Genomic DNA, 13,690 nt, shown 5'->3' on the forward strand with positions numbered 1-13,690 from the left:
TGTAACGAAATGAAGGGCTCTCCCGTACCTATACATGCGAGAGCTTACAAGCGCTCTATAAGTACCTTACAAAAGTGTAAGCTTCTTGAAAGTTAACTCGATGGTTCCCTTTCTGCATCCGTTTTAGAATGAAATCAACTCATACGGATCATGAAATGGGAGATCGATTATGAAGACTGCACTTATATATCCAATACTAAATCATCAGCAAATCTACGAAGAGTACTCTGCCAAAATATATCGCTATTTCCGTTATCGCGTGAAAAATGTTTGGGATGTGGAGGATTTGACCACGACCGTATTTATTAAGGTATACTCCAAGCTGGAGCAGTACGATGGACGTCATCCGTTCGGAGCCTGGATTTTCCGAATTGCGCACAATTCATTGATCGATTACATGCGCAAAAAGAAAGAGTGCCCGGTGGACCAGGATACATTCGCTACGATGAAGGCGACCGATCAGCTGCCGGAAGAGTGCCTGCTGACGCAGGAGTCGACTGAGGTACTGTGGCAAAAGGTACATACCTTGACCAAAGACCAGCGCAACGTCATTTCGCTTCGTTACCTCGCTGACCTGAGAATGAATGAAATCGCGGAGATACTGGGGAAAACAGAAGCTTCGGTAAAAATTTTGCACTTCCGTGGAATTAAAAAGCTGCAACAAATGATGGTGGCTCATGCGTAGGGTGGACAATAGTCCTCCCTTTTTTTGAGCGAACTGCTCGAATCACATAGCTTGAAAAATGCTTCTCTGTCCTGCCTAGTTAGAACCTTCCACTCGCGATTGACAAGCTATGTTCTTTCCCCTCGAATATCTGTACAACAGTTCAGGAGAAGGAAGTAAGTAAAGAATACTTGATCGTGGCTTTTGGTGGAGGAGAGGAAAGTGGAGAAAACGCTCAAGCTTCTTGGGATACTAGCTGGAAGTGTCCGAGCCCAGCTCCAAGGAAAAAACGAAACCGCGTCCAAAGTGGTTGTTTCGTGAAGCTTCTCAAAGGTGGACGCTTAAAGGCGTGTTTCGTTTTTTCCTCTGCACCTCGGTTGGTATCCCAAAGAGCTCACGCTTTTTTCTCCTCTTTCCTCATCAGCAACTTTGCTTTTTGGGACAAAGCTAGCTTGCAAAGAGATCTAGGTATGTAATTCAAGTTTCAACTGTCTCTACAGCTTGCAAAGGAAACAGGGGAAAAAAGCGAAGGTCTTTGGGACTCCTACCGAGCTGAAGGGGAAAAAGGGAAACACGCCCTTAAGCGTCCACCACTGAGCAATCATCTTTGTGAGGACCACTTTGGACGCGGTTTCTCTTTTTTCTCGTAAGCGGACAGTGCACGCTCCCTGCTAGAGGCCCAAGTACCTGGAGCGTTTTCCCCTGTTTCCTCCCCACCACTAAAACTACGAATAACAGCAAACAAAGACGCCTTTGTTCATCGGCTAAACCGCGGTCGATTAGCCTCGATTAGCCTCGATAGAAGTTTTCTTACTGAATCAGAAAGCAAAGCTTCCCGGTACCTACATCCTGATTCAGCAAGAATAACTTACCGCTAAATCGCGGTCGCTCATCTCGATTAGCCTCGATAGAAGTTTTCTTACTGAATCAGAAAGCAAACGCTTCCCGGTACCTGTATAACTGATTCAGCAAGAATAACTTACCGCTAAATCGCGGTCGCTCATCCTCGATTAGCCTCGATCAAGGTTTTCTTACTGAATCAGAAAGCAAACGCTTCCCGGTACCTGCATACCTGATTCAGCAAGAATAACTTACCGCTAAATCGCGGTCGCTCATCCTCGATTAGCCTCGATCAAGGTTTTCTTATATAGTAGAGAGTAATAAACAAATGGAGACTCAAAGTGGGAGGAACGATTGATGTCAACCATTATGATAGTGGAAGATGATCCGAAAATTAACCAACTTCTGCAAAGTCAGTTGGAGAAATACGGCTTTCGTACAGTAAATGTTGAGCATTTTGATCGTGTCATGGACGTGTTTGTAAGCGCGCGCCCGGATCTTGTCTTGCTGGACGTAAACCTGCCCAAGTTTGACGGGTTCTATTGGTGCAGGCAGATGCGGCAGGAATCCAAGTGCCCGATCCTGTTTATCTCTGCTCGTGAAAGCAAGATGGATCAGGTGATGGCGCTCGAAAACGGGGCGGACGACTACATCACAAAGCCGTTTGATTATGATGTTGTGCTCGCCAAAATCCGCAGCCAACTGCGTCGTGCCTATGGCTTGTACGCGCCCCAGGAGGGAGAGCGGACGGTAGAGGTGTCTGGTCTCAAGCTGTTTTTAGAGCGGATGGAGCTGAGCATGCAGGATCAGAAGGTGGAGCTGAGCAAAAAAGAAGCGCTTCTGCTGGAGGCGCTGATGAATCAGTATCCGCGTGTCGTCAGTCGGGAGCGGTTGCTGGAAAAGCTGTGGGATGAGCAGTTTGTCGATGAAAATACGTTGAATGTCTACATCACGCGTGTGCGCGGAAAATTAAAGGATTTGGGTCTGGAGGGAGCCGTCGAAACGGTTCGTGGTTCTGGCTACCGCTTGCGGACGGTTTGGGAGGATGGGCAATGAGTTTGTTCCTTCGGGATCAATGGGCTTTCGCTGCCTTTTTTCTCGTCCAGCTGATTCTTTTAATCTTGATTTTTGCTATGGATGGCTATTGGAATGAATCGTTAATCATTTACGTAGTTTTTTTGTCTCTGTTTTTTGCAGGAGCTTTTCTCGTTGTTCGGTACTTGACCCACCGAACGATCTATCAGCGTCTAAGCAAACCGGTGGAATCACTGGAAGAGCTGACACAAACACATGGCAACGCCGCCCTGTGCCGCGCGCTGGATGAAAACTGCCTGGAGCATTACCGCTTGTACAAAGAACAGCTGCATGCCTATGAGAACAAGCAGCGCGATTACACGACGTTTATCCAGCAATGGGTGCACCAGATGAAAACGCCGATCTCGGTTATTCATCTTTTGCTCCAGGATGAGGATGACTCGACTGCCGAGAGCATTCGGGAAGAGGTTGATCGAATTAAACGCGGGCTTGAAACCGTACTGTACATAGCGCGTCTGGATCGCTTCGAGCAGGACTTCCTGATTGAGCCCGTATCTCTGCGGTGTCTGGTGCAAAACGTACTCGCTGAAAACAAACGCCTGTTTATTCGCAACCAGGTTTATCCTGAGGTAAAAATCGACGAGCAGTGGAGAGTGGAATCAGACGATAAGTGGCTGTCTTTTGTGCTCAATCAGCTCTTGACGAATGCGGTGAGATATTCAGCTGGCAAAAGCAATAAGGTGACGATCCGTGCTTATGAACGAGGAGCTAGCGTGTTGCTGGAGGTTCAGGATTACGGAATCGGGATTCCACCTGAAGATATTCGGCGCGTATTTCAACCGTATTTTACGGGAGAAAATGGACGTAAGTACCCGGAATCGACGGGGATGGGCCTGTATTTGGTCAAAGAAATTTGCGGTCGCTTGCAGCACGGCGTAGAGATGGAATCAGAGGTAGGTGTAGGTACGACGATTCGGATTGTCTTATCTGCGGTTGTTCCAATCTTACAAGATCGTAAGCTTCCTGAAAGTTAATTCGATAGCTAGGTAACACACGATTTACGTATAGTTGGAGCATGAAGAAAGAAAAAAGGTGAATCGCATGGAAATGCTTGCAGTAAAAAGCCTAAGCAAAATATACGGGGGCAAGGTAACTTACCGCGCGTTGACTGATATCGACTTTACGATCCGCAAAGGAGAGTTTGTGGGCATCATGGGTCCGTCAGGGAGTGGAAAGACCACGCTTTTGAATATGATTTCCACGATTGATAGCCCTACTTCTGGCGCTGTCTTACTGAACGGAACGAACCCTCATCAACTGAAAAAGAAAAAGCTGGCGTTATTTCGCAGGCGTGAATTAGGTTTTGTTTTTCAAGACTTCAATCTCTTGGATACACTGACGATTGGGGAAAATATTGTTTTGCCGCTCACCCTCGATGGTGTGGATGTCACGACGATTGAAGAAAAGCTGCAAGCACTGGCGGCCAAGCTGGGGATTGCGGAAATTTTGGAGAAGCGCACCTACGAGGTTTCTGGCGGTCAACGTCAGCGAGCCGCGATTGCGCGCGCCATTATTCATACACCATCGCTCTTGCTGGCGGATGAACCGACAGGCAATCTCGATTCCAAGTCTTCTCGTAATGTGATGGAGACGCTGGAGGCTATAAATAAGTCGGAAAATACCACGATGATGATGGTAACACATGATGCGCTGGCAGCAAGCTACTGTCATCGTGTCATTTTTATCAAAGACGGTCAGCTGCATAATGAAATGTATCGTGGCGAGAGCCGTCAGGTTTTTTTCCAGAAAATCATTGACGCATTGTCGTTCCTAGGGGGCAATACGTATGACCTTTCGACAATTCGCGTGTAATAACGTCTTGCGGAATAAGCGCACGTACGCAGCTTTTTTCTTGAGTAGTGTCTTTTCCGTTATGATCTTTTTCGTTTACGCGATGTTTATCTACCATCCTGCCATTGCGGATGAGGAAATCCATGAATCGGTTGCTACAGGAATGATGGTTGCAGAATACATCATTTTTCTGTTTTCGTTTTTCTTTTTGTTTTATTGTGTGGGTGCTTTTTTGAAGAAGCGAGAAAAAGAATTCGGCATATTGTTCATACATGGGATGACCCCGATGCAGCGAAACTGGCTCGTCATTCTGGAAAACATGCTGATTGGGATTGTGTCGATCATCTGCGGGATTGGACTTGGGCTAGTATTGGCCAAGCTGTTTTTCCAATTTGCGGGCTTTTTGCTTGACGTAAAGGCCCTGCCCTTTTACCTTCCGTGGCAGGCGATTGGCTTGACGTTCGTTGCTTTTATGATCCTGTATGCGGCAATCTCGATATTCACGGTGCTGCTCTTGCGCAAACGAAGTCTATTGGACCTGTTGCAAGGGAGCCAGCGCCCGAAGCGGGAGCCTAAGGCATCTGTGTTCCTGTCCATTTTGGCTATTGGCTTGATGGGTACGGCGTACACGCTAGCCCTAACTGCTGACGGGATGTATGTAGCGGTATTGCTTTTTCCAGTGACCTTTATTACAATTGCGGGCACCTATTTGCTCTTTACGCAATTGAGTGTGTTTTTGATTGGAATTTTGAAAAAGAAAAGATCTATTTATTGGAAGAAGACGAACCTGATTACGTTGTCGGATCTGGGCTACCGCATGAAGGACAATGCCCGGATGTTTTTCCTGGTGTGTATCGTTTCAACGGTAGCATTTTGTGCAATTGGAACTCTGGCTGCATTGGCAGGGTCGATACAGGAAACGGTCTTGAAAACGAATCCGTTTGCTTTTGAATATCAAACCAAACAAGGAAATCCTGAAGCGGCAAAGGATCTTTCCTTGATTGAAACAAGCCTTCAGCAGGGCGGTTTTTCTTTTGAAAAATATGAGGTCTCGATAAAGGTATTACCGAAAACAGAAAAGGAAGAAAGCATAGGCGTGGTCAAGCTGGCGGACTACAACAAGATTGCGGTTGCAGCCAATGCAGGGCAGCTGCAGGTTGCCGACAATGAAGTGTTTATGCTCGTCAGATGGTTTGGAGATGACATCGAAACGAAAACATTGAATGTAGGAAATACGACTTTGATGGTTAAAACGGATGCGAAGTTAAACCCGCTTTTGGGTGGACTTGATTTCGACCGTCTGGCGGTAGTGCCGAACCATGTATACGATTACCTGACAGGATTGAAGGAAGAAACAAGGTATAACTATGCTGTACCGAGATGGAAGGAAACACAGGAGTTAAGTGTAAAGCTACAAGAGCAGATCGCACATTTAAATGAGAATCACTTCTATACTGCGCGTGCTCCGATCTATCGGGAAATGAAGCAAATGGCAAATACGATGCTGTTTATCGGATTGTTTGTCGGAGTTTTGTTCTTTGTAGCAGCAGCCAGCTTTCTTTACTTCCGTCTATATACGGATCTGGAGAATGACAAGCGACAGTATGGAGCGATATCGAAAATCGGATTATCTGATCGGGAGCTATCCCGGATTGTGACGACACAGATTGCGTTGTTATTTTTCGTTCCGATTGTAGTGGCGATTGTTCACAGCATCGTAGCGTTTGTCTCGCTGCAAAGCTTGCTAAAGATCATCATGATCACATCAGTTGTAAAGCCGACGGCTATCGTGCTGATTAGCTTCGTGGTAGTACAGGGCATCTACTTCTGGATCATCCGCAACCGCTATTTGTTCCATCTGAAACGTTCCATGTAAAAAAGATGAAAAACGGAAGCCTCTTCGAAAAGAAGAGGCTTTTTTACGTGTTTTTTTCAGTGATATTTTTATTTATCTACATAATATCGTTAATGAAAATAAATAAATGAAAATGCTTTCAACAATAAATTTTCTGAATACATGTTGCATATTGTCGAAATTCGTATTATAGTAACAACAATAATTACGTAATTCGACTGTATTTAATATATATTTACTGCTTGAAGGTTTTATTTTTGAAAAACAAGACGAATAAAGGTGTGATTATATGGAAGAGATGTTCCGGCGTTCGCTTTATCCCGAATTGGACGATACGGATTACGGCATTATTCGAGCTTTGCAGGAAAATGCCAGACTGCCATTTACCCAGATCGCAAAAGACCTCGGCGTCACGGAAAAGACCATACGCATGCGTGTTCAGCAAATGCAAGACGAAGGGATTCTGAGTCTTGTTGGCATCGTCAATCCAGTCAAAGCTGGTTTACACGTACAAGCCATTATTCATATCGCGACCGAAGCAGATAAATTAGATGAAGTCGTTGCGGCACTGAACGCGATCATAGAAGTTCGCTTGATTGTACTAACCTCAGGCGAATATCAGTTGTTCACACAGGTGCTGGTCAGAAGCTACGATGAATTGTCGCAATTTTTGATGAAAAAGCTAAACAAGATTCCTGGGATCACTCGCATGAATGTTATTAACGAACTCAAAATATTGAAATCGAAGTACAACTTCGTCCGCTAATGAGAGGAACTACCTTGGAAGGGGGAATGCCATCGGAGAGTTAGATTCCGCTGGGATTGCAATTTTCAAAACTATTTATCACAAAAGAAAGCACAGAAAAAAGAAAAGGGGTCATTTACATGTTTTCTAACAAGATGAGCAAAGCAATGCTCAGTGCCGTTCTGGGGACTATGCTTTTGGTAACTGGATGTGGAGGCGGAGGCACTAATGCTGGTACGAGCACAGAAGGCGGCAATGCAGCTGCTCCAGCACCAGCTACAGGCAAGAAAGTAATCAACATCGGGTTGAAAGCAGATCCTCCATCTATGGACCCGAACAGCTCTACTTCTCTCTACGATCGTCAAGTATACGCAAGTCTTTACGACAAGCTGTTTGACATCGATGCAGATGGCAAAGTAGTACCAATGCTGGCTGAGTCTTACGAAGTAACACCAGATGGTAAAACCTACACACTCAAGCTGAAGCAAGGCGTAAAATTCCACGATGGAACTGATTTTGACGCTGAGGCAGTCAAATTCAACTTCGAGCGCAATATGACTAGTGAAAAATCCCGTCGGAAAGGCGAATTGAAATTCGTAGATTCCGTATCCGTTGTAGATGCTCAAACAGTGAAAATCCAGATGAAAGAACCGTTCGCTCCATTCCTGTCTGTATTGACAGACCGCGCGGGTATCATCGTTTCTCCGAAAGCGGTTCAGGAGCATGGCGACCAATATCTCAACCACCCAGTAGGTACTGGCCCGTTCACTTTTGTTGAACAAGTGAAAGGCGATCATGTAACACTGAAGAAGAATGAAAACTACTGGAATGGTAGCGTAAAAGTTGATGAAGTGAACTACAAAGTATTCACAAACGGTACTGCAAAGGTACAAAACCTGCGCTCCGGTATGCTCGATATCATCGACGATACTCCTGTAAAAGAAATTCCAGTAGTGAAGGGCGATGCGAATCTGCAGCTTATCGCAGAATCCGGACTCGGATTTCAAGGTATCTATCTGAACAACTCCCGTGCGCCGTTTGATAACAAATTCCTGCGTCAGGCTGTTGACCACGCGATTGACCGCGAAGCGATCGTAAAAGTACTGTATAACGGCTACGCTGCACCAGCACATACTGCATTCTCAAAAGGCAGCTTGGCATACAATGAACAACTGAACACACCTGTTGCTCCTAACGCGGATGAGATCAAGAATCTGTTGGCACAAGGTGGCAAGCCGGATGGATTTGGCTTCAAGCTCTACATCTCGACTTCTCCTGAGAACGAACAGCTGGGTGCTGTACTGCAAAACATGCTGAAGCAATACAACATCAACGTAACTCTGGAAAAATTGGAATACGGTCAATTGATTGAAACAGGCGACAAAGGCGAATTCGATGCTCTGCAGCTTGGTTGGTCCGGCCGTTTGGACCCAGACCTGAACATCCATGACTTCGTTGTAACTGGCGCTCCCAATAATAATGGACGTATCGCGAATCCACAACTGGATGAGCTTATTTTGAAAGCTCGCGGAGAGCTGGATGAGGCAAAACGTAAGGCACTGTATGATGAAGCAGCAAAGCTTCTCCAAGATGAAGCTGGATATGCATACATGTACCATCAATACGTGCTTCTTGGTATGAACAAAAAGGTAACCGGATTTACATTTGTACCAGATGGTATCATCCGTACAGCAACAATGGACAAGCAATAAAGCCGTTACACTATAACAGCAAGAGCTAGGAGGAATTGTCATGATGTTCGTGTTCAGACGCCTACTGCTGACAATCCCGATTCTCCTGCTGGTGTCGATCATGACATTTTCTTTGATCCATATGATCCCGGGCGATCCTGCCCGGGTCATTTTAGGACAAGAAGCGACACCGGAAGCATATCAGGCACTGCGAAGCGAGCTGGGATTAGATCAGCCGATCGTAGTGCAATATTTTTCCTGGCTGGGAAAAGTGATACAGGGTGATTTGGGAATTTCCATTACAGACCGTGTGCCGGTCTCACAATTAATTATGCAGAGGTTACCCGCAACGGTGGAGCTTACGATTGGAACGTTTCTCGTAGCGATTCTGATCGCTTTTCCGGCGGGAATTCTGGCGGCTGTTCGCCGCGGCACCTGGATTGACTACACAAGCACCTTTACTGCCCTGGGCGGTATGAGTATCCCGAGCTTTTGGCTGGCAATGATGCTGATTATCTTTTTTGCAGTAAATAATCAATGGCTTCCTTCTTCGGGATATGTACCTTTCATGGAAAATCCGACGCAAAACCTGCTGGCGATGGTACTGCCTTGTTTGGCGACAGGCCTTAGGGAGTCGGCGGTATTGATGAGAATGCTGCGTTCTTCTTTGCTTGATGTAGTGAGCATGGACTTTATTCGGACAGCGAAAGCGAAGGGATTGAACGAAGCAAGAACGATCCTGGGACACGCATTGCGTAATGCGATGGTTCCTGTGGTGACGACTTCCGGCTTGATGATTGCAGGCTTACTTGGTGGTTTGGTCATTACAGAATCTATCTTTTCGATTCCTGGCTTTGGCCGTTTGATCGTTGAGTCCGTGTTTAAACGCGACTATGTAACTGTGCAAGGTGCCATTCTGGTATCTGCGGTTCTCGTAGTAGTCGTGAACCTGGCTGTTGACATTTTGTACGCTGTAATTGATCCGCGCATCAAGGCTGGGAAAGGAGCAGGTGAGTGATGAAAACCGTACGCAAGTTTCTCCGAAATGGGTTGGGCGTCATCGGAGCGGTGATTATCCTCGGATTGATTATTGTGGCTATCTTTGCACCACAAATCGCTCCATTTGACCCAAATGCACAAGACTATAACAAAATCCTGATTGCTCCAGATGGTGAGCATTACTTTGGCACAGATGATCTGGGGCGCGATATATTTTCCCGCGTCGTTTATGGCGCACGCATCTCGATTGAAGCCGCACTCATTTCTGTCGGGATTGCCATGCTGATTGGCGTACCGATTGGTCTATTGTCTGGGTATTACCGCGGTTTCTGGGATGAGTGGGTCGTCATGCGCAGTGTGGATGCCATGCAAGCCTTTCCGTTTTTGATTCTGGCACTCGCAATCTCGGCGGTGCTTGGCTCCGGATTCGGCAATGCCATGCTGGCGATCGGAATCGGGTTTGCACCAGCTTTTGTCCGTATCACACGTGGTCAGGTGCTCTCTTTGCGAAATATGGAGTACATTCATGCGGCACGTTCTGTTGGGGTGAAGGATGCGCGAATTATTTTCCGCCATATCCTGCCGAATGCGCTGAATCCGATCGTAATTCAAGCTACGCTGGCAATGGCGTCCGGTATTATTGCCGAAGCGTCACTGTCTTATCTTGGATTAGGTGTTCAACCGCCGACTCCATCGTGGGGAAGCATGTTGAACCAAGCGCAAACACTCATGTCTGTCGCACCGTATGCAACGTTTTATCCAGGTATTGCAATCTTTTTAGTCGTGCTCGGCTTTAACTTGTTAGGGGATGGCCTGCAGCAGGTTCTAGATCCACGCGCACGCAAATAATAAATGTCCTAACACGGGATAAAAGGAGTGGAGCAGATGACGACCATCTTGGAAGTAGAACAACTGAGAACCCGGTTTCGTACGGACAGCGGTGTCGTCAGTGTTGTTGACGGTGTCGACTTCTCCATCCGTGCCGGCGAAACGCTTGGCGTCGTGGGTGAATCAGGCTGTGGCAAAAGCGTAACCAGCCTGTCGATCATGCGCCTTTTGCCGCCGAACGGAAGCACAGGCGGAACCATTCGTTTCAACGGAAAAAACGTATTGGAGCTGTCGGAAAAGGAAATGCAGGGCGTTCGGGGCAACGAAATCGCCATGATTTTTCAGGAGCCAATGACTTCCCTCAATCCACTGCATACGGTAGGCAAGCAGATTGAAGAAGCAGTCATGCTGCATATGAAGGTAAGCAAAGCACAGGCAAAAGAGCGGGCAATTGCCATGCTCAAAGCGGTTGGAATGCCGCGAGCGGAAGATATTTACGGAGAGTTTCCTCATCAACTATCCGGCGGGATGCGCCAGCGTGTCATGATTGCTATGGCTATGTCTTGTGATCCAAAGCTGATTATCGCCGATGAACCGACAACAGCGCTGGACGTGACGATCCAGGCGCAGATTCTTGATCTCATGCGTGATTTGAAAGAAAAGACTGGAACTTCGATCATGCTGATTACGCACGACTTGGGCGTTGTTGCCGAAATGTGCGACCGTGTCATCGTCATGTACGCGGGGCAGGTGGTGGAAGAAACAGATGTCGATACATTGTTTGAAAGTCCAAAGCATCCATATACAATCGGGCTCATAAACTCGATCCCTGAGCTGGATGAGGAACGAGAGTATCTGGAAACCATTCCAGGAGCGGTTCCATTGCCGCATCAAATGCCGGTCGGCTGCCGTTTTGCCCCGCGCTGCACGAAGGTGCTGCCTATCTGTCACGAACAGCCGCCTGAACTCTTGCAACTGGACGGGCAAAAATGCCGCTGCTGGTTGTACGCGGATAAGGGGGAAGAGGCATGACAACACCTCTGCTAGAAGTAAAAGGATTGCAACAGCATTTTCCGATCAAAGCCGGATTTTTAAAGCGGACGACAGGACATGTGAAGGCAGTCGATGGCATTGATCTGACCGTTTACCCTGGTGAGACGCTCGGCATCGTAGGAGAATCAGGCTGCGGAAAGTCGACGACAGGTCGGACGATTCTAAGGCTATTGGAGCCGACTGCAGGTGAAGTATGGTTTGATGGCAAGGATCTGGCCAAGCTGCCAAAAGAAGAAATGCGACAGATGCGCAAAGACCTGCAAATGATTTTCCAGGATCCGTACGCTTCCTTGAATCCACGCATGACGATTAAACAAATTTTGATGGAGTCTCTGATGGTGCACAATATCGGCACCAAGGAGGAGCGGGAGCGCACGATTGAAGAAATCATTCAGGTAGTGGGCTTGCGTAAAGAGCATTTGAACCGCCATCCACATGACTTCTCTGGTGGACAACGTCAGCGGATTGGAATCGCACGCGCACTGGTTGTGAAGCCAAAGCTGATTATTGCCGACGAACCGGTATCAGCACTGGACGTATCGATTCAGTCGCAGGTGCTCAATCTCCTGAAGGATTTGAAAAAAGAGTTCAATCTTACCCTGATGTTCATCTCGCATGATTTGTCGGTAGTCAAACATTTGTGCGACCGAATTGCGGTCATGTACTTGGGCCGTGTAGTAGAAATTGCTGATAAGCGGACGTTATTTGAAAATCCGAGTCACCCGTATACACGCGCTTTGCTTTCGGCGGTACCCCTCGCCAAGCCACGCCAAAAGCGGGAACGAATTCTGTTGACAGGAGATTTGCCAAGTCCGGCGAATCCACCAAGTGGCTGTACATTCCACCCTCGCTGTCCTTATGCGACGGATATGTGCAAGTCTCAGGTGCCGAGCCTGTCAGACATCGGTGACGGACAACTGGTCTCCTGCCATCTTGTGCAATCAGGTGAGATCTTCCGCTAGGCAAGGACGGAGGTACAAATATGGTTTACTGGCATTTGTTTATCGCTTTTTTCCGTATCGGCATCTTTGGTTTCGGGGGAGGGCCAACTATGGTCCCCCTGTTTTACACCGAGTGCGTGAAAAAGTATAAATGGGTTACCGACGAGGATTTTTCGGATAACCTGGCGCTTGGAAATGCGCTTCCTGGGCCGATTGCGACCAAGCTGGCAGCATTTATCGGCTATCGGGTGAAAGGCTGGACAGGTGCACTCGTGGCGAATATCGCCGTAGTGATGCCTGTCGTTCTCGTGATGATTGGTTTGTTGCAGGTGATCTATCAATGGAAGGACGCTCCGGGTGTATATGGCATGATACAGGCGATCGGGCCAGTTATTGCTGTCATGACGGGTGTTCTGACGTGGGAGTTTCTTTCCAAAGGGTGGAAGGGTGCATCCAGCAAAACAGGCGTGGGTATTTCACTCGGCTTGTCTTTGATCGCGCTGCTCTTCCTCGATTGGCATCCTGGCATCGTGGTAGGGATAGCCCTCATTCTTTCGTTTGGCTACTCTACCTGGTCTGTCCGCAAGCGTAAGAAGAAGGACGGCAAGGAGGGAGCAGCATGATTTACTTGCAACTGTTTTGGGCCTTTTTTATCTCTAACATCTTGGGGTACGGAGGCGGCCCTCCAAGCATTCCGTTGATTCAGAACGAAGTGGTCGATCATTATGGATGGATGACGATCAAGGAATTCGGTGAAGTACTCGCAGTAGGAAATGCACTACCAAGTCCGATCGCAACGAAATTAGCGGGCTACATTGGTTATCAAGTAGCGGGAGTTCCGGGTGCAACTGTGGCCCTGTTTGCTACGGTAGCGCCAACGGCGATTGCGATGATTCTGCTGCTTCAATTTATTAATCTGTTCCGCAATGCACCACAGGTAAAAGCGATGACCCAATCAGTTCGGCCGATCGTGACCGTATTGCTGGGAACGATGACCTATCAATTTCTCATGGGCGCAGTCGAAGGAATTGGCTGGATGCAAACAGGTATTTTGACTGTTGCTTCCTATCTTCTGCTCGAAACATGGAAGGTGCATCCTGCTATTGTGATGGTAGCAGCGATGGTATACGGGTTCATTTTCATCGGATAGAATCTACTAACTGAGAATGTTCAAAAAGAAGCAGGTTT

The 13,690-nt window shown here is 47.3% G+C and carries 13 protein-coding genes; all 13 read left to right on the forward strand.

The annotated features are described in order from the left end of the window. Positions 1-169: 169 nt before the first annotated feature. The 13 genes from ADS79_RS00670 to ADS79_RS00730 all read left to right on the forward strand — a co-directional run bounded on the left by ADS79_RS00670 (position 170) and on the right by ADS79_RS00730 (position 13,652). Positions 170-685 (forward strand): sigma-70 family RNA polymerase sigma factor, encoded by a 516-nt coding sequence (locus ADS79_RS00670; RefSeq protein ID WP_049736498.1) that lies wholly within the window; start codon positions 170-172, stop codon positions 683-685. Between the two features lie 1,176 nt (positions 686-1,861). After that, a complete protein-coding gene (locus tag ADS79_RS00675; RefSeq protein ID WP_049736499.1) occupies positions 1,862-2,560 on the forward strand; it encodes a response regulator transcription factor in 699 nt (232 codons plus the stop codon). Continuing rightward, a complete protein-coding gene (locus tag ADS79_RS00680; protein WP_049736500.1) occupies positions 2,557-3,573 on the forward strand; it encodes a sensor histidine kinase in 1,017 nt (338 codons plus the stop codon). The genes ADS79_RS00675 and ADS79_RS00680 overlap by 4 nt, the downstream gene beginning before the upstream one ends. Positions 3,574-3,640: 67 nt before the next feature. Beyond that, positions 3,641-4,411: an ABC transporter ATP-binding protein gene (locus ADS79_RS00685; protein WP_049736501.1), complete on the forward strand. Its 771-nt coding sequence runs from the start codon at positions 3,641-3,643 to the stop codon at positions 4,409-4,411. Then, positions 4,386-6,266 (forward strand): FtsX-like permease family protein, encoded by a 1,881-nt coding sequence (locus ADS79_RS00690; RefSeq protein WP_049736502.1) that lies wholly within the window; start codon positions 4,386-4,388, stop codon positions 6,264-6,266. Before ADS79_RS00685 ends, ADS79_RS00690 begins: the two co-directional genes overlap by 26 nt. 268 nt (positions 6,267-6,534) lie before the next feature. Next, entirely contained in the window at positions 6,535-7,011 is a 477-nt protein-coding gene (locus ADS79_RS00695) for an Lrp/AsnC family transcriptional regulator (protein WP_049736503.1), read from the forward strand. A gap of 119 nt (positions 7,012-7,130) precedes the next feature. Next, complete coding sequence (locus ADS79_RS00700) at positions 7,131-8,702, forward strand: ABC transporter substrate-binding protein (protein ID WP_049736959.1); 1,572 nt, start codon at positions 7,131-7,133, stop codon at positions 8,700-8,702. A 40-nt stretch (positions 8,703-8,742) separates the two neighbouring features. After that, a complete protein-coding gene (locus ADS79_RS00705; protein WP_049736504.1) occupies positions 8,743-9,699 on the forward strand; it encodes an ABC transporter permease in 957 nt (318 codons plus the stop codon). Then, positions 9,699-10,529, forward strand: coding sequence for an ABC transporter permease (locus tag ADS79_RS00710; RefSeq protein WP_049736505.1), 831 nt, complete (start codon positions 9,699-9,701; stop codon positions 10,527-10,529). Before ADS79_RS00705 ends, ADS79_RS00710 begins: the two co-directional genes overlap by 1 nt. Positions 10,530-10,565: 36 nt before the next feature. Next, a complete protein-coding gene (locus ADS79_RS00715; protein WP_049736506.1) occupies positions 10,566-11,540 on the forward strand; it encodes an ABC transporter ATP-binding protein in 975 nt (324 codons plus the stop codon). Continuing rightward, the gene (locus ADS79_RS00720) at positions 11,537-12,523 is read left to right on the forward strand and encodes an ABC transporter ATP-binding protein (RefSeq protein ID WP_049736507.1); all 987 of its coding nucleotides are present in this window, start codon (positions 11,537-11,539) and stop codon (positions 12,521-12,523) included. The genes ADS79_RS00715 and ADS79_RS00720 overlap by 4 nt, the downstream gene beginning before the upstream one ends. A gap of 20 nt (positions 12,524-12,543) precedes the next feature. Then, positions 12,544-13,125, forward strand: coding sequence for a chromate transporter (locus ADS79_RS00725; protein WP_049736508.1), 582 nt, complete (start codon positions 12,544-12,546; stop codon positions 13,123-13,125). After that, positions 13,122-13,652, forward strand: coding sequence for a chromate transporter (locus ADS79_RS00730; RefSeq protein WP_049736509.1), 531 nt, complete (start codon positions 13,122-13,124; stop codon positions 13,650-13,652). The genes ADS79_RS00725 and ADS79_RS00730 overlap by 4 nt, the downstream gene beginning before the upstream one ends. Positions 13,653-13,690 lie beyond the last annotated feature (38 nt).

The sequence above is a fragment of the Brevibacillus reuszeri genome (genome assembly GCF_001187725.1).
GTDB lineage: Bacteria > Bacillota > Bacilli > Brevibacillales > Brevibacillaceae > Brevibacillus > Brevibacillus reuszeri.

Coding starts and splice junctions, on each gene's coding strand:
- ADS79_RS00670 (WP_049736498.1), top strand. CDS start 170: ATGAAGACTGCACTTATATATCCAATACTAAATCATCAGCAAATCTAC.
- ADS79_RS00675 (WP_049736499.1), top strand. CDS start 1,862: ATGTCAACCATTATGATAGTGGAAGATGATCCGAAAATTAACCAACTT.
- ADS79_RS00680 (WP_049736500.1), top strand. CDS start 2,557: ATGAGTTTGTTCCTTCGGGATCAATGGGCTTTCGCTGCCTTTTTTCTC.
- ADS79_RS00685 (WP_049736501.1), top strand. CDS start 3,641: ATGGAAATGCTTGCAGTAAAAAGCCTAAGCAAAATATACGGGGGCAAG.
- ADS79_RS00690 (WP_049736502.1), top strand. CDS start 4,386: ATGACCTTTCGACAATTCGCGTGTAATAACGTCTTGCGGAATAAGCGC.
- ADS79_RS00695 (WP_049736503.1), top strand. CDS start 6,535: ATGGAAGAGATGTTCCGGCGTTCGCTTTATCCCGAATTGGACGATACG.
- ADS79_RS00700 (WP_049736959.1), top strand. CDS start 7,131: ATGTTTTCTAACAAGATGAGCAAAGCAATGCTCAGTGCCGTTCTGGGG.
- ADS79_RS00705 (WP_049736504.1), top strand. CDS start 8,743: ATGATGTTCGTGTTCAGACGCCTACTGCTGACAATCCCGATTCTCCTG.
- ADS79_RS00710 (WP_049736505.1), top strand. CDS start 9,699: ATGAAAACCGTACGCAAGTTTCTCCGAAATGGGTTGGGCGTCATCGGA.
- ADS79_RS00715 (WP_049736506.1), top strand. CDS start 10,566: ATGACGACCATCTTGGAAGTAGAACAACTGAGAACCCGGTTTCGTACG.
- ADS79_RS00720 (WP_049736507.1), top strand. CDS start 11,537: ATGACAACACCTCTGCTAGAAGTAAAAGGATTGCAACAGCATTTTCCG.
- ADS79_RS00725 (WP_049736508.1), top strand. CDS start 12,544: ATGGTTTACTGGCATTTGTTTATCGCTTTTTTCCGTATCGGCATCTTT.
- ADS79_RS00730 (WP_049736509.1), top strand. CDS start 13,122: ATGATTTACTTGCAACTGTTTTGGGCCTTTTTTATCTCTAACATCTTG.